This window comes from Sinorhizobium sp. NFACC03, assembly GCF_900103435.1.
Taxonomy (GTDB): Bacteria; Pseudomonadota; Alphaproteobacteria; order Rhizobiales; family Rhizobiaceae; genus Ensifer.
In genome coordinates this window covers 15,326-29,919 of the sequence record NZ_FMXF01000010.1, presented here as the reverse complement: position 1 = coordinate 29,919, position 14,594 = coordinate 15,326, and the positions used below count along the sequence as shown (strand labels likewise).

Genomic DNA, 14,594 nt, shown 5'->3' with positions numbered 1-14,594 from the left:
CCGCAACCGAGGGATGCGCGTGGTGCAGGGCAGCGGCTTGCATTCCGTCACCGCACACCGCCCATCGGATAGAAAAGAGGCCCGCCTCCTGATGGGAGGCGGGCCCTGTCTCATGCGCGTGCTTGTCGGTTGACGCGACCGTTCAGCGCTTCGGCGCGACCAGCGCGAAAAGGGCACCTTGCGGGTCGAGCGCCTGGACGATCCAGGCGCCGCCGGGCACCTCCATCGGCTCGAGCACGACCTTGCCGCCACCGGCCTTGATACGCTCGATCGATGCGTCGAGCGCAGGCACGTTGATGTAGTAGAGCCAGTAGGGCGCGGGCACTTCCTTCGGCTTGGTCATCATCCCGCCGATCGGAGCGCCGCCATGGGCAAAGATCTGGTAGGTGCCCATCTCGCCCATGTCCATGCCCTGGTCCTTCGTCCAGCCGAAGAGCTCGGCGTAGAAGGGGAAGGCGGTGTCGAGGTCGCCGGACGCGAGTTCGTGCCAGCCGACCAGGCCGGGCGACATCGGATCGGTGACCGGCGGCGGATCGCCCATACCCTTGAAGATCGCGAACACGGCGCCGTGCGGGTCGGTGACGACGGCAAAGCGCCCAATGCCCGGGATATCATCCGGCGCCCGATGAACCTTGCCGCCCTTGGCGGCGATCTTGGCGGCGGTCGCATCGACATCGTCGACGCCGACATAACCGAGCCAGGCGGGTGGTACCTTCATTTCGAGCGCACCTTCCGGCATCGTCATCAATCCGGCAACCGGCAGCTCGCCGATATTGAACAGCGTGTAGCTCATGCCGGGCATGCCGGAATCGCGGGCATTCCAGCCGACGACGTCCTTATAGAAGGTCTCCGCCGCGGCCATGTCCGTCGTCATCAGTTCATACCAAACAAATTTGCCGTGATCTGCCATTGCCTTCCTCCAGTTTGCTTGGCGCGGCGCATTTCGTGCCGCTTGGTTGCATGTTCGAATGGGCCGACGTCGGAGCGGGTTGAAGCGGGACGCGGCCGGGAACCGGGCACGGTCGCTCGTCCCGCGGTCAATCCCGGCGCAGGTATTCCGCCGTCATCATGTCTTTCCAGCTTCCGTCCGGCGCCTGCACTTGCGCCGTCAGCAAGCGCCGGGAGTGATCGAGGAGCGTTATGACGTCCCGGTACCGCGCGGTTCTGCCGGGGTTTTCGAAATCCGGTCCATCGCAGTAGAGAGACAGGGATCTGCCTTCCGCATCCAGTTCGCCGTCATAGACCCACATATGGGTCAGCATGGAGCCGACCCAGGTACCGATGTAGCGTTTCGTCTCGGGATTGTAGCCGAGCGTCATGAGCGTTTCGCCGAAGCTGCCGCCCGGCATCGTTCCCTGACCTTCGCAGACGATCCAAAGGCCATGAAGCGAGCGAACGTGTTCGGTCCAGGGGCCGCTGCCGTCGGGCTCGCCATCGGATCCGGCCGTGCGAACCTGCCAGTAGCCCAGCATTTGTTCGAGCCAGCGATGCGCTTCTTCCGGTTCTGCTTTCACGGGATTTCCTTCTTGGTCCGGGCGCAGGTCATCGGCCCGGCACGCGAGCGTTCTGGAAACGATTTCGCAGGCGAAAGGTTCCGCCCGCGAAGGACGAGGAGGATCAGTCTGCCTTGCGCCCGCGCACCTTTTCGTACTCGTCGTGGCGGCGGACGAAGCTCATGGTGTGGTCTTCGTTGCGGCCCTTCGGCGCGCGGTCGAGCAGCATCAGCGTGCCGACCAGTTCCTCAAGACCGCGGGCATAGGACGAATAGGTGTGATAGATCGCGCCGTCCTCGCCTTTCTGGAAGGCGCTCAGTCCTGGCAGTTCCTCATGCGCGTTGGCGCTTTCGATCTCGGTGAAATTGTAGGCGACCTTGCCGCTTGCCAGTTCGTCAGGAGAAAAGGCGACGTGGTAATCATGGTTGAAGCCGTTGCCCTCCGCAGAGACCCAGGGGAAGTGCCAATCCATGCGCTTCCTGTAGGCTTCGATCTTCGCCAGCGGCGCATTCGATGCGGCGATCAGCGTCACGTCGTGGTGGTTGAGGTGTGGCAGCATGCCGGCGAAGTGGTCGACCAGGAAGGAGCAGCCGGGGCAGCCGGCCTCCCAGGTGGGGCCGAACATGAAATGGTAGACAATGAGCTGACTGCGACCGTCGAACAGTTCGGACAGCGACTTGCGCCCGGTCACCGTGTTGAAAACGTAGGTCTTTTCCATTTTCACCCAGGGCAGAGCCAGCCGGGCGGCATTGACCTTGTCGCGTGCGTGGGTGTGTTCCTTTTCAAGCGCGAGCAGTGCTTTGCGCGCTTCCAACCACTCCCGAGGTGATACGACTGCGTGGTCCTGTCTCATGCCCGTTCCTCCTTCCAACGTTGCACTTGACTAATTACGTTGATATCAACATTAATCAGCCATGTCAAAGATGCCTTTAATTCCATTCGAGACCACCCTGCATGTGAAGGATACCTGCCTCTGCCTGCATGTGCAGCGTGCCGCGCGTGCCATAGCCCGCCGGTTCGATGAGGCGCTGCGGTCCCTCGATATCACCAACGGGCAGTTCTCCCTGCTGATGTCGCTCAATCGTCCGGCGCCTCCGAACATGGGATCGGTTGCGTCGCTGCTCGCCATGGACCGAACGACGCTGACTGCGGCGCTGAAGCCCTTGGAACGGCGGGGCCTGATCGAGATCTTTCCAGATCCGGAGGACCGAAGGTCGCGGCGGCTGCGGCTGACGCAGGAGGGCGCAGCGCTGCTGGCGCGTGCCATACCCATCTGGAAGGCATTGCATGAGGCGCTCGATCCGGTGCTTGGCGAAGGTGGACCGGACCGCCTGCGCGCGGATCTCCTGACGCTGGCTTGAACGGCGGTTGCTTAGAGCGCCGTGCGTTCAAGTGAACGCACAAAGGACGCTCTAGCACTTTGAATCTAGAGCATCTTTCCGCCTCCAGTGATTCCACTTGAGAGCGGGATGCTCTAGGGGGCGGGATCTTCCGGTGAGGATCGTTCCTTGAGGACTTCGATGATCTCCGCCATCAAGGCCGAGGCCTGTCGCAGGCGTCTTTCACCCAATTCGGCACCGAGCCTGTCGGCCCAAGCCGCCTGCCGCTCTTTGATTTCGTGCAGCGCCGTTTCGCCGGCCGCCGTCAGGACCATGAGTTTTGCCCTTTGGTGGGTCGGATTGTCTCTGTAGGCGATCAGGCCTTCCGCTTCCAACAGGTCGGCGATGCGCTGCACGCCCTGGCGCGCGAGGCCGAGGGCGCGCGCGGCATCGGCGACCGACATGGGGGCGTGGTTTGCTGCTGCCAGTACCTGCCAGCGGGCGCTCGTCTGTCCGGAAGGCTTGGCGAGTGCGTCGCCGGCCTGCGTCAGCGGACCGGCAAGCCGCAACGCGGCTATCGCAAATTCCGCAAAGGCGTCGCCGGCGTGCGTGCGTTCAGGGTCTTTCATGTTGACAGTGCCACCCGTTGTGTGAAAATTTTTTGAATGACATCATATTGTCATGGTGCTCTCGTTTCAGCAAGCCCTTTCAGCAAGGGAGAAGAGAGCATGGCGAAGAGGACTTACAAGGGCAGCTGCCATTGCGGCAAGGTGCGATAGGAGGCGGCTTTCGATCTCGATGCCGGGACGACCAAGTGCAATTGCGCCTTCTGTATCAATGTCGCCACCCTGGATGATGTCGATCCGACCGTCCTCGCCGAGGTGTCGGTGGAATATCGGGATGGCCGCAACGACCGATGGGAAGAAAGACCTGCCGAGGTTCGCCATCTCTGACGGGCGCACCGAGCAATTGCTTTCAGTTGACAATATATTGTCAATGTGGCAAATGCATTGCATAAGCTTCATCTGACAGCGTGTTGTCAAATTGGTGGGCGGCAAAGTGGGGTCTGCCTGGGCCCGGAAAGCAGGAGTGACGGTTATGAAACTGACCTATAAGGGAAGCTGCCATTGCGGAAATATCCGCTATGAGGCCGATGTCGACCTCGATGCCGGCACCGGCAAGTGCAATTGCTCGATCTGCTGGAAGCGGCGCTATTGGGGCGCGATCGTAAAGCCCGACGGTTTCCGCTTGCAGTGTGACGAAGCCAACATCGCCGACTACCAGTTTAGCAGCAACAGCGTGCATCACCGTTTCTGCAAGATCTGTGGCGTCGCGGCCTTCGGCCACGGCTACATCGAGGAGATCGGCGGTGCCTATTATTCGGTCAACGTCGCCTGCCTCGACGACCTCGATCCGGCGGTGCTCGCCGAGGTGCCGGTGCAATATATGGACGGACGCAACAACAACTGGTTCCACGCGCCGGCCGAGACGCGTCATCTCTGACGTCTGGCAATGGCGGCTGGTCATATCCGACGAAACTCGAGATTGTATGTGACCTCTTCTCCAGTCCGGGGGTCGATGGCTGGTGCGCCGTAGATCACCAGCCTGTCGCCTTCCACGTAGAACGGGCGGATCAGATCGGACATGCCCCAGGCCGGGTTCCAGCTCGCATCCAGCTGGTGGATGACCCGGCCATCCTCAAGCCTGTAGGATCCGGCATAGGCGAGCATCGAGTCGAACAGCGCCGCCTTTTCGTCGCTCGTCGGTACGGCGCCTTTCAATGCGGGGCGATCACGCCTCACCACGACGGCGCTGACGCGGCCATCGGGATAGTAGGAGAGGTAGCCGATAGGATCGGCCCCCATGGCATCGCTGGTTTCGCCGGTGGCGACAACCTTGCGTTTCCAGGAGAGCATCTTCCAGGTGCCGAGCAGTTTGGAAGCGTTCGCCATGACCCACCTGTTTTAATCTTAGGGTGGCCTAAAATAACAGATGCACGCTGCCGGGCAAAGAAGGCAGCGATGCGCAACAGGCCAGAGCCTGACATCCGGCCAAAGAAAAAAGGCCCCCGAACATCGGGGGCCTTCGGACTGTCTCTGTTTTTTTCGTCTCAGCGGTCGCCGAGGTCGCGCACTGCTCCGCGGTCGGCCGAGGTGGCGAATGCGGCATAGGCCTTGAGTGCCGTTGTTACCTTGCGCTTGCGCTGCTCGGCCGGCTTCCAGCCCTTGGCGTCCTGCTCGGCGCGGCGGCTCGCAAGCTCCGCCTCGTCGACGCGCAGGCTGATCGTGCGGTTCGGGATGTCGATGTCGATCATGTCGCCTTCGCGCACGAGACCGATCGTGCCGCCATTGGCCGCTTCCGGAGAAACGTGGCCGATCGAGAGGCCGGAGGTGCCGCCGGAGAAGCGGCCGTCGGTGATCAGCGCGCAAGCTTTGCCGAGGCCCTTCGACTTCAGGTAGCTCGTCGGATAGAGCATTTCCTGCATGCCCGGGCCACCCTTCGGGCCTTCGTAGCGGATGACGACCACGTCGCCGGCCTTGATCTCGTTGCCGAGGATCGCCTTGACCGATGCATCCTGGCTTTCGAACACGCGGGCGGGGCCGGAGAACTTCAGGATGCTCTCGTCGACGCCGGCGGTCTTCACGATGCAGCCGTCGATGGCGATGTTGCCCTTAAGCACAGCGAGGCCGCCGTCCTTGGAGAAGGGATGTTCGACCGAGCGGATGACGCCCTTTTCGCGGTCGGTGTCGAGCTCGTCCCAGCGCGCCTCCTGGCTGAAGGCAACTTGCGTCGGGATGCCGCCCGGCGCCGCGCGGAAGAAGTTGCGCACCGTTTCGCTCGATGTGCGAGTGATGTCCCATCGGTCGATGGCGTCGCCGATCGTGGCGCTGTGGACGGTCGGGCAATCGCGGTTGATGAGGCCGCCTTTCTCGAGTTCGCCGAGGATCGACATGATACCGCCGGCGCGGTGCACGTCTTCCATGTGCACGTCGCTTTTCGCAGGCGCCACCTTTGACAGGCACGGAACCTTGCGCGACAGCCGGTCGATGTCGGCCATGGTGAAATCGACTTCACCCTCATGGGCGGCGGCGAGAATGTGCAGCACGGTGTTGGTCGAACCGCCCATGGCGATGTCGAGCGCCATGGCGTTTTCGAAAGCCTGCTTGGAGGCGACGTTGCGCGGCAGGACGCTTTCGTCCTCCTGCTCGTAGTAGCGGCGGGCAATATCGACGACCAGATGGCCGGCCTCGACGAAGAGGCGCTTGCGGTCGGCGTGGGTCGCGAGCGTCGAGCCGTTGCCGGGCAGCGACAGGCCGAGGGCCTCGGTCAGACAGTTCATCGAATTGGCGGTGAACATGCCGGAGCAGGAACCGCAGGTCGGGCAGGCGGAGCGCTCGATGACCTTGACGTCCTCGTCGGAAACATTGTCGTCGGCGGCTGCGACCATGGCGTCGACCAGATCGAGCGCATGCGTCTTGCCGTGCAGCACGACCTTGCCGGCTTCCATCGGGCCGCCGGAGACGAAGACGGCGGGGATATTGAGGCGGAGCGCCGCCATCAGCATGCCGGGCGTGATCTTGTCGCAGTTCGAGATGCAGACCATGGCGTCGGCGCAGTGGGCATTGACCATGTACTCGACCGAGTCGGCGATGATCTCGCGCGACGGCAGCGAATAGAGCATGCCGTCATGGCCCATGGCGATGCCGTCGTCGACGGCGATGGTGTTGAATTCCTTGGCGACGCCGCCGGCCGCCTCGATCTCGCGGGCGACGAGCTGGCCGAGATCCTTGAGGTGCACGTGGCCCGGCACGAACTGGGTGAATGAGTTCACCACTGCAATAATCGGCTTGCCAAAATCGCTGTCCTTCATGCCCGTCGCGCGCCAGAGGCCGCGGGCACCGGCCATGTTACGGCCATGGGTGGTGGTACGTGAGCGATAGGCAGGCATGGGCATGTTCCTTCACGGACAGGGCATTGCGCGAAATATGGCGATCCTTATCGCCACAGAAGGGGCTACCTAGCGCAAAATTGCGTGCACGTCATCTTTTGCGTCAGATTATTTCGACGCCGCGCGCCTGCATTTCGCGGGGTTTTCTGTCCCTTCGAGTGTCAATCTAGCCGCGCATGAATGCCTTGGACAGCACCAATCGGGAGGCTTTACGGAAATCTTATGCCGGGCGCGCGAAGTCGGAATCGAATCCGGACGCCTGATGGAGCTAGGTTCCCCTCATCGAATACGGATGAGTTCCATGTCTCTTCACGATTTCAGCTTGCGTCATCATGTCCGGAGCCTTCTGCCCGATATGGGTTTGCGCCAGCGGCCCGTTACTGTCGAGGCGAATGCAGATCCCCTGGATGTGCTACTGCTTCGGCTGAGCGCGGTTCGCCGCCTGCGTGAGCATCATGTCTGGGAGGCTGTCCGCGTGATCCGGGAACTGCCCGGTCTCGCCGTGGACGAGTGGCCGTCGCGTCGGTTCCGCGATCTGATGGCGGCCGATGCCCTGGTCGATGCGGTCATCCACCTGACGTCTACGACTGAGGCAAAGCTCTGTCTCAGAACACTCAGCCACGAACTCGGGCTTTGGACCTGTGCGCTGCGCTATCAGCCGCCAGGTGCGGGTCGGCTCACGTTCAAGGCGCGGCATGCCGATCTGGCCGCCGCAATCCTCGGCGCCTTCCTGCGCTCCTGCCGCAGCTATCAGCTTGCCATCGCGGCTACCGACCGCGGCCAGTTTCCCACCTGAAGGATATTTCCATGAACATGCACTCGTTGCGCCTCGACGGGGCGATCACGGCGCTCGTCACACCGTTTCGCGACGGCAAGGTCGATGTCGCCGGTCTGATGTCGCTGGTCGAATGGCAGATACGCCACGGCATCTCCGGCATCGTCGCTTGCGGTACCACCGGCGAGGCGCCGACGCTGTCGCGTACCGAGCGGACAATGGTGATCGAGCGCTGCGTCGAGGTCGCCGAGCGGAAGATCCCCGTTATCGCCGGAACCGGCACCAACAGTACCGAGACGACGATCGACCTGACGGCGGAAGCCAAGGCGCTCGGCGCCGATGCGGTGCTCATTGTCGCGCCCTATTACAGCAAGCCGTCGCAGGAGGGGCTCTATCGGCACTTCGAGGCGGTAACCAGGGCGGTCGATTTGCCGGTCATCCTCTACAACGTGCCCGCCCGCACCGGCGTCGATCTGACACCGCGAACGCTTGAGCGGCTGGCGGAGCTTCCCGGCATCGTCGGCATCAAGGATGCGACCGGCGACATCGGCTGGCTTCTTTCGATGTCGGCTGAGCTGAAAAACCGCCTTCGTCCGCTTTCCGGCCATGACCAGACGGCGCTGCCGTTCAATCTTTGCGGCGGACACGGCACCATATCGGTGGCGTCCAATGTCGTTCCGCGGCTGGTGGTGGCGATGCATCAGGCAATCACGACCGGCAATACAGGGGCGGCGCTTGCCATCCATGAACGGATAAGGCCGTTGCTGGTGGCACTGGAGCGCGAGACCAATCCGGGACCGATCAAATATGCGCTGCATCTGGCGCGCGCCCTCAGCCCCGAACTGCGCTTGCCATTGACGCCGGTTGCGGCGGAAACGGCGGCCGAGATTCGTGCGGCACTCGAGCCGCTCACCGAACTTCCGTCCTCCACCCATATCGGCCGCGGCGTCCGCATCGCGCTCGCGAGCTGAGTTCCCTCAACAATTCCCGTCCTGCCAGCATCCCCTCATTCGTTGAGCTCGGCGCGCGGGACCTTATGCCAAAAAGGAGACAGATCATGTCACGCTTGCCGCATCTTGCCGCTCAAGCCGAGCAGCGCCGACGCGCCCAGGGCAACATCGAGAACCGCCACGATAACGACAGCGCGGTTCGCGACGCCTTTCTCGGCATCGGCGTCCGCCTCGGTATCGTTCTCGGCCTTGCCTATGGCATCCAGGCCGCCATTCCGTGGATTGCCGGTTAAGCCTTTTTCCGATCAACGAGGATCATTCCATCATGGGCAGTACGCAGCAGATTCGGCGTGGTTTTCGCGCGCGCGCACGTTTCGTGTTGGCCGCGATAGGCACGGCTGGTGGGTCGTTTCCGACCGCAAGGGCGTCGTTGGCGGCCTCTTCACCAACGAGACGGCGGCGATCCACTTCGCTGTCGAGGCCAGCGATCGGCATCCGGAGGAGGTGTGCCGCGCGCCGGAAGGTGCAGCCATCGATCTCGATACGTTTTCCCGTCCACCGAAGCCGCGCCGTGCCCACTCCTGACAGCGCTTGAGGCCGACATTGCCGACGAACCATTGCCGGACTGTTCGATCGGGAAACCGTCGGGAGGCCCTGGAGGAGGCCGCATTCGCGGTCTCCCATCGAGATTGTTGCTGTTGCTTGCAAAGCAGGTGACGCGGGTCCATTCTTTCGAAGCCATCATGTCCCGGCTGGCTCCGCATTCGCCGTGCCAGCCTGGTTCGTTCGAAGGTTCGTCGTCGATGAACTGCCACGAGTGCGGTTGCGAGATCCAAGGCGGGTTTGCGTTTTGCCCGAATTGCGGTGCCAAGCAGCATAGCCCGTGTCCCGGTTGCGGCGCACTCTGCCCGCCACACTTCTCCTTTTGTCCCACCTGCGGCACCCGGCTTGGAAGCCCGGCACCAATAAAGCCGACGGTTTCGCCACCTGCGACGGCACAGACGCCTCGGGCGCGACCTTCTGGCGGAGAGGAGGCGGGCGCCGACCGCCGCACAGCCACCATTCTCTTTGCCGACCTCTGCGGCTTTACTGGTCTCAGCGAGCAGGTGGATCCGGAAGTCCTCAGGGCTTTCCAGAACGAACTCTTCGAAGAACTGACCGAGGCGGTCGAGGCTTACGGTGGCTTCGTCGACAAATTCATCGGCGACGCGTTGCTGGCCCTCTTCGGCGCGCCGGTGGCGCACGAAGACGACTCCGAGAGAGCGCTTCGTGCTGCGCTCGACATGACCGTTCGGGCAAGGCGGGTCGGCGAACGCTGGCAGCGGCGGATCGGCGAGCCACTGAACCTCCATATCGGGCTCAACACCGGAACCGTCGTGGCGGGGCGTTTGGGCGCTGGCGACGGCAAGGCCTATTCGGTGACCGGCGACGCAGTCAACACGGCGCAGCGGCTGCAAACGCTGGCAGGGCCTGGGGAGATCCTCGTCGGGCCTGTGACCTATCGGTTGACCTGCCACGCCTTTGCCTACGAGGCGCTTGGCGCGATGACGCTGCGCGGCAAAGCGGAAAGCGTCGAGGTCTACAGGCTGACGCAGTCTCTGGAGGCACCGCGCACGGCACGCGGTCTCGAAGCGCTGGGGCTCGGTGCGCCGCTGATCGGACGTGAGGCGGAGATGAAGCGCCTCATTGATTGCCTCGAGCTTGCCTGCGGCGGGACGGCGCAACTGGTGCGTCTGACGGGAGAGGCAGGGCTCGGAAAATCGCGGCTGATCAAAGAATTCCTCGAACGGGTGGCCGCGGATCCGCGCTTTTCGAACGTCGTCGTTCGCCGCGCCGGCAGTTCGTCGCTCGGAGAACCGTCCTATGGCGTTCTCGCGGCGGTGCTGCGCGGTGCCTACGGGATTTCGATGAGCGACAGCCTGCAGCGGACGACAGAGCTACTCGCCGCGGGACTGGCCGAGATCGGATTTGCGCAAGACAAGCTCGAACAGCTCGTACCGCTGTTTCTGCGGATCCTGGGCTTGGGTTCCCAGGATGAGCTGTTGCGCCATGTGGAGCCGGAACAGATGCGCCGGCAGCTTTTCGCAGGGGTGAGGGCGATTTTTGAACGACGCCTGTCACGAACGCCCTTACTGCTCGTGATCGAGGATTTGCACTGGGCCGACGCTGCCTCGCTCGAGGCCATATCCTTCGTCCTCGAGCGGACGGAAGGCAGCCCGTTGATGCTGCTGACCACCCAGCGGCCCGACGCCGATGCCGATCAGCTGAAGCCCGGCCATACAAACTTGACGGCGTTGCGCCTCGCACCGCTTTCGGAAGCCGACAGGCGTCGGCTGCTTGCGGCATTCTTCGGTAGGGATGGGCTGCCTCAGGCGCTCGCCGAGCGCATCTTGGCACGGGCCGGGGGCAATCCCCTGTTCATCGAGGAAATCGTGCGCGGCCTGATCGATGTATCCGCCGTGCAGCGGGTCGGCTCGACCTGGCGGGTGGTGGAGCGCGAAGCGGCCGCCGACATTCCGGTGACCATCGAGGCGATACTGCTCGGCCGCGTCGATCGGCTACCGCCGGACGCCCGCCGAATGCTGCACCACGCTGCGATGATCGGGCCGCGATTCGATGCGGATCTGCTGCAAGCGGTTTCGGGGCGGACACCGGTGGATACGATTCTTGATCTGCTCTGCGATGCGGAGATCATCGAAGAAGCCAGGGACGGCGGCGGGTTCCTGGGCACACAGACCTATCGGTTTACCCAGACGTTGCTGCAGGAGGTGGTCTACAACAATCTGCTGCTCAGTCGGCGCACGGACGGGCATGCATTAATCGGCAAGGTGCTGGAGCGCCGGTTCGGCGAGGATACCGACCGGCCCGAGGAAATGGCGCTGCTCGGCCACCATTTCGGCCTCTCCGAACAGAAGGCCAAGGGCGCACATTACCTGGTCGCGGCCGGAGACCGGGCGCGGGCGCTCTATGCCAATGATGATGCCATCCGGCTTTATGAACAGGCGATGGCGGCACTGGCGGCCACCGGCGAACAGGGCCCCGAATGGCTTGCCGCACGCGAACGCGTCGCTGATCTCCTGGGCCCGACCGGCCAGCGTGAGGCGGCGGTTCAGCACTACGGCGCACTGTTGGAGATTTACAGCGCCATGGACGACCGGATTGCCGCGGCACGAATCCGGCGCAAGTTCGGCCATCATCTCTGGGAAACCGGGCGGCGTGACGAGGCGTTGGCTTCCTTCGCGGCAGCCGCCGAGCTGCTCGAAGGCGTGAGCGCGCCGATTGAAGGTGCGCATCTTTCACAGGAATGCGGCCACCTCGCCTTCCGCATGGGAGACTATGCCGGCGCCCTCAAGGCGGCGGACGACGCCCTGGATCGCATTGCGGCATATACGCCGGAGACCCCAGAGACTGAGCGGGAGGCGATGCGGGTCATGGCCGAAGCGCTGAACACCAAGGCCGTGACGCTTGCCCGCCTTGGCCGCAGCGCCGAAGCGATCGGTATCGTCGAGCGAAGCGTCGCGGCAGCGGAAGGCGCGAACCTGTTGAATGCCGCCTGCCGCGGCTATACCAATCTGGCGGTGTTCTACGCGGTCACCGATCCGAGACGTGCGATTGAGGTTTGCCGCTGCGGTTTCGACATGGCAAGGCGTATCGGCGACCTCGGTTTTCAGGCGCGTCTGCTCGCCAACCTTGCCGTCGCCTATTGCACCTTCACCGATCGCTGTGCGCCGGACGGCGTGCCGGCAGCCGAGCGCGCGATTGCGATTGACCGGGAACTCGACCAGCGCGACCACTTGCCGGTGTCGCTGCTGGTGCTCGGCCAGATCCATCAGTGTCATGGCCGGGCAGATGTCGCCCGCGGCCTTTATCAGGAGGCGCTCGACCTTTGCGGAGAAACGCAAGAGGCGCAGCTCCTGTTTCCGTGTTATGATGGCTTGGCGACGCTTTGCCTGGAAGCCGGCGATCTCGATGCAGCGGAAAGGTACTTCGCCTTGGCGAGAGACATATGTGCGCAACATGGTCTCGATCCCGAGGCGTTGATGATTTTGCCGTTTCTCGACTGATACTTCCGATCGTCGCCTGGGGCGCGGCGTCTGCGCTTTGATTGCTGCACACAGTTTGCCGGAGAAAAAGCGCCTGCCTTGCCACAAGGCGTAGCTGGAGCGTTCCGGCCGGGATGAGGAGACGAAACATGGTTGAGCCGCTGAGTGGACGGCCGTTGCAGCTGGGCGACCGAGCGCCGAACGTGGTGCTCGACGCAATCACGCAGGAAGGTCAGATCGCCCTTGATGATTTTCGCGGCCGCAAACCGGTCCTGGTCGGCCTGTTCCGCGGCCTGCATTGTCCGTTCTGCAGACGGCAGATCGCCGCCATGGCGCAACTCGACGGCGCCTTGCGGGAGCGGGGCATCGAGAGCCTGACGGTGGTCAATACGCCGATCGATCGAGCGCGCCTCTATTTCCGTTATCATCCTGTGCCGAATTTGCTGGCCGCCGCCGATCCGGAACGGGTCTCGCATCGGGCGTTCGGGCTGCCCAACCTCGAATTCACCGAGGACGAGGACGCCTGGCCGTACAAGATCGCCCAGAAGACGATCATGGCGATGAAGGTGAATATGCCGGGCGAATTGCCGGAACCGATGGACCCGATCGCAGCTATGGCCTATCTCGACAAGGCGGAAGACTACCAGATCACCGAGGCTGACGAACGGATGATAGCGACCGGGGCCGGGCAACTCGTCGGCGAGTTCCTGCTCGATCGTGATGGCGTTGTGTGCTGGAGTTTCACGGAAGTCCCGGACGGCGGCCAGAACATGTTCGGCGCCCCGCGTCGCGACGAATTGATGTCCGCCGCCTCCGCCATGGTGCATTAAGGCGTCGACTTTGGATGGTTATCCGTCGACGGCGGTTGGTGTCGGCGGCGGTCCTGGAACAAGGCCCCGTCGGTCCGGTGATCGACGGGGTTTTTCGTCGCGGCGTTATCGCAAAACCGCTGCGCACTTTCGCGCGACATGCTTTAGCCGAGCGAAGCGATCGCCTCGTCGATCAGTGCGATGATCTCCTTTGGATGCGATGCAAGCGAAGCGTGGCTGGCATCGAGGGTGATGATCTTCTTTGCCTTGATGCGTTCAGCCATCCACTCTCGGTTTCTGGCGGGATCATGTTGTCGTGGCGCGATACCTGATACCAGCTGGGCTTTTCCTTCCAGGCCGGCGACCCTGCCTTGTCCTCGAAGCAACGCCCGGCAATCGGCTTCTGCGTCACCGCCATGACCAGCGCGTCGGTCTCGTTCAAATCCTGGCCGAAGCTCTGGCGGAAGGTGTCTTGCGCCAACCAGAGGAAGCCATCCTTGTCGGGCCGGATACTGGCAGCACCGGAGGGTGGGTCGCGCCGCGCAAAGATGCTGCCGAGGCTGTCGCCCTCATCGGGGGCGAAGGCCGCGACATAGACCAGGCCGATGACATTGGCTGCATGGCCGGCGCCGCTGATCACCGCGCCGCCATAGGAGTGGCCGACAAGCAGGGTCGGGCCATCAAGCGATTCCGCCAGTTTGCGCGTGCGCTCGACGTCGTCGGCAAGCGAGGTCAGTGGGTTCTGCACTGCGGCGATCCTGTAGCCCTTGGCGTGGAGTGGCGGGATCACGTGACGCCAATGGGAAGCATCGCCCCAGGCGCCGTGTACGAGCAGGATGTTCTTGACGGCCAGGCATTGTCCGTTCCTTTCTCATTCAGAGAAGATGAGGTCGGCACGACGTCGCGTTCGCGTATCGAGACGGGAGATGGGTGGCCGGCCGTTGGTCTACGGATGCGATTAAAGGTCTGCGGGTGCGATCGGATTGCGAATGCAAACTAGGGCGCGGAACGGGGCGCTTCCATGGCGCAGGACATTAAACTTCGTACAGAATTGGGATGGGTGGAGGGTGTCGCCAACCGGCGCGCCTCGGGACAAACGAAAAGGGCCTCTCGATTTCTCGAAAGGCCCTTGGAATTCGAATGGTGGGCGTGACAAGGATCGAACTTGTGACCCCTACGATGTCAACGTAGTGCTCTCCCGCTGAGCTACACGCCCATCCGATGTCGGCGCATAGACCACAAAACCCGTTGTCGCG

The 14,594-nt window shown here is 63.0% G+C and carries 14 protein-coding genes and 1 tRNA gene; 7 read left to right on the top strand and 8 right to left on the bottom strand.

The window, feature by feature from the left end; all coding sequences use genetic code 11:
- Window positions 1-142 precede the first annotated feature (142 nt).
- The 3 genes from BLU35_RS14685 to BLU35_RS14675 all read right to left on the bottom strand — a co-directional run bounded on the left by BLU35_RS14685 (window position 143) and on the right by BLU35_RS14675 (window position 2,346).
- Window positions 143-910: a VOC family protein gene (locus BLU35_RS14685; protein WP_093233526.1), complete on the bottom strand. Its 768-nt coding sequence runs from the start codon at window positions 908-910 to the stop codon at window positions 143-145.
- 127 nt (window positions 911-1,037) lie between these two features.
- Entirely contained in the window at window positions 1,038-1,514 is a 477-nt protein-coding gene (locus tag BLU35_RS14680) for a DUF1579 domain-containing protein (protein ID WP_093233525.1), read from the bottom strand.
- Between the two features lie 103 nt (window positions 1,515-1,617).
- The gene (locus tag BLU35_RS14675; RefSeq protein ID WP_093233524.1) at window positions 1,618-2,346 is read right to left on the bottom strand and encodes a DUF899 domain-containing protein; all 729 of its coding nucleotides are present in this window, start codon (window positions 2,344-2,346) and stop codon (window positions 1,618-1,620) included.
- A 61-nt stretch (window positions 2,347-2,407) separates the two neighbouring features.
- Here BLU35_RS14675 and BLU35_RS14670 point away from each other — a divergent pair, with 61 nt between their 5' ends.
- The gene (locus BLU35_RS14670; protein ID WP_093233523.1) at window positions 2,408-2,854 is read left to right on the top strand and encodes a MarR family winged helix-turn-helix transcriptional regulator; all 447 of its coding nucleotides are present in this window, start codon (window positions 2,408-2,410) and stop codon (window positions 2,852-2,854) included.
- 113 nt (window positions 2,855-2,967) lie between these two features.
- Here BLU35_RS14670 and BLU35_RS14665 read toward each other — a convergent pair whose 3' ends face one another.
- Entirely contained in the window at window positions 2,968-3,441 is a 474-nt protein-coding gene (locus tag BLU35_RS14665; protein WP_093233522.1) for a MarR family winged helix-turn-helix transcriptional regulator, read from the bottom strand.
- 469 nt (window positions 3,442-3,910) lie between these two features.
- Here BLU35_RS14665 and BLU35_RS14655 point away from each other — a divergent pair, with 469 nt between their 5' ends.
- Entirely contained in the window at window positions 3,911-4,315 is a 405-nt protein-coding gene (locus BLU35_RS14655) for a GFA family protein (RefSeq protein ID WP_058325926.1), read from the top strand.
- Between the two features lie 20 nt (window positions 4,316-4,335).
- On the opposite strand, the gene BLU35_RS14650 is transcribed toward BLU35_RS14655, so the two are convergent.
- Both BLU35_RS14650 and ilvD read right to left on the bottom strand, forming a co-directional pair.
- On the bottom strand, window positions 4,336-4,764 hold the full coding sequence (locus BLU35_RS14650) for a lipocalin-like domain-containing protein (RefSeq protein ID WP_093233521.1): 429 nt from the start codon (window positions 4,762-4,764) through the stop codon (window positions 4,336-4,338).
- 158 nt (window positions 4,765-4,922) lie between these two features.
- Entirely contained in the window at window positions 4,923-6,761 is a 1,839-nt protein-coding gene (ilvD, locus tag BLU35_RS14645) for a dihydroxy-acid dehydratase (protein WP_058325924.1), read from the bottom strand.
- A 301-nt stretch (window positions 6,762-7,062) separates the two neighbouring features.
- On the opposite strand from ilvD, the gene BLU35_RS14640 reads away from it, so the two are divergent.
- The 5 genes from BLU35_RS14640 (at window position 7,063) to BLU35_RS14615 (ending at window position 13,359) form a co-directional block, all read left to right on the top strand.
- Window positions 7,063-7,557 (top strand): hypothetical protein, encoded by a 495-nt coding sequence (locus BLU35_RS14640; RefSeq protein ID WP_093233520.1) that lies wholly within the window; start codon window positions 7,063-7,065, stop codon window positions 7,555-7,557.
- Window positions 7,558-7,568: 11 nt separating this feature from the next.
- Window positions 7,569-8,507, top strand: a complete 939-nt coding sequence (gene dapA, locus BLU35_RS14635; protein WP_058325922.1) for a 4-hydroxy-tetrahydrodipicolinate synthase — start codon at window positions 7,569-7,571, stop codon at window positions 8,505-8,507.
- A gap of 86 nt (window positions 8,508-8,593) precedes the next feature.
- Window positions 8,594-8,779: a hypothetical protein gene (locus BLU35_RS14630; RefSeq protein ID WP_057254618.1), complete on the top strand. Its 186-nt coding sequence runs from the start codon at window positions 8,594-8,596 to the stop codon at window positions 8,777-8,779.
- Between the two features lie 510 nt (window positions 8,780-9,289).
- On the top strand, window positions 9,290-12,550 hold the full coding sequence (locus tag BLU35_RS14620) for an adenylate/guanylate cyclase domain-containing protein (RefSeq protein WP_093233609.1): 3,261 nt from the start codon (window positions 9,290-9,292) through the stop codon (window positions 12,548-12,550).
- Window positions 12,551-12,678: 128 nt separating this feature from the next.
- Entirely contained in the window at window positions 12,679-13,359 is a 681-nt protein-coding gene (locus BLU35_RS14615) for a peroxiredoxin-like family protein (RefSeq protein ID WP_093233519.1), read from the top strand.
- A 172-nt stretch (window positions 13,360-13,531) separates the two neighbouring features.
- Here the strand turns inward: BLU35_RS14615 and BLU35_RS14610 are convergent, their stop codons facing one another.
- Both BLU35_RS14610 and BLU35_RS14605 read right to left on the bottom strand, forming a co-directional pair.
- Window positions 13,532-14,128, bottom strand: coding sequence for an alpha/beta hydrolase (locus BLU35_RS14610; protein ID WP_353615030.1), 597 nt, complete (start codon window positions 14,126-14,128; stop codon window positions 13,532-13,534).
- 351 nt (window positions 14,129-14,479) lie between these two features.
- A tRNA-Val gene (locus BLU35_RS14605) sits at window positions 14,480-14,554 on the bottom strand.
- Between the last annotated feature and the right edge of the window lie 40 nt (window positions 14,555-14,594).

Coding starts and splice junctions, on each gene's coding strand:
- BLU35_RS14685 (WP_093233526.1), bottom strand. CDS start 910: ATGGCAGATCACGGCAAATTTGTTTGGTATGAACTGATGACGACGGAC.
- BLU35_RS14675 (WP_093233524.1), bottom strand. CDS start 2,346: ATGAGACAGGACCACGCAGTCGTATCACCTCGGGAGTGGTTGGAAGCG.
- BLU35_RS14670 (WP_093233523.1), top strand. CDS start 2,408: ATGTCAAAGATGCCTTTAATTCCATTCGAGACCACCCTGCATGTGAAG.
- BLU35_RS14665 (WP_093233522.1), bottom strand. CDS start 3,441: ATGAAAGACCCTGAACGCACGCACGCCGGCGACGCCTTTGCGGAATTT.
- BLU35_RS14655 (WP_058325926.1), top strand. CDS start 3,911: ATGAAACTGACCTATAAGGGAAGCTGCCATTGCGGAAATATCCGCTAT.
- BLU35_RS14650 (WP_093233521.1), bottom strand. CDS start 4,764: ATGGCGAACGCTTCCAAACTGCTCGGCACCTGGAAGATGCTCTCCTGG.
- ilvD (WP_058325924.1), bottom strand. CDS start 6,761: ATGCCTGCCTATCGCTCACGTACCACCACCCATGGCCGTAACATGGCC.
- BLU35_RS14640 (WP_093233520.1), top strand. CDS start 7,063: ATGTCTCTTCACGATTTCAGCTTGCGTCATCATGTCCGGAGCCTTCTG.
- dapA (WP_058325922.1), top strand. CDS start 7,569: ATGAACATGCACTCGTTGCGCCTCGACGGGGCGATCACGGCGCTCGTC.
- BLU35_RS14630 (WP_057254618.1), top strand. CDS start 8,594: ATGTCACGCTTGCCGCATCTTGCCGCTCAAGCCGAGCAGCGCCGACGC.
- BLU35_RS14620 (WP_093233609.1), top strand. CDS start 9,290: ATGAACTGCCACGAGTGCGGTTGCGAGATCCAAGGCGGGTTTGCGTTT.
- BLU35_RS14615 (WP_093233519.1), top strand. CDS start 12,679: ATGGTTGAGCCGCTGAGTGGACGGCCGTTGCAGCTGGGCGACCGAGCG.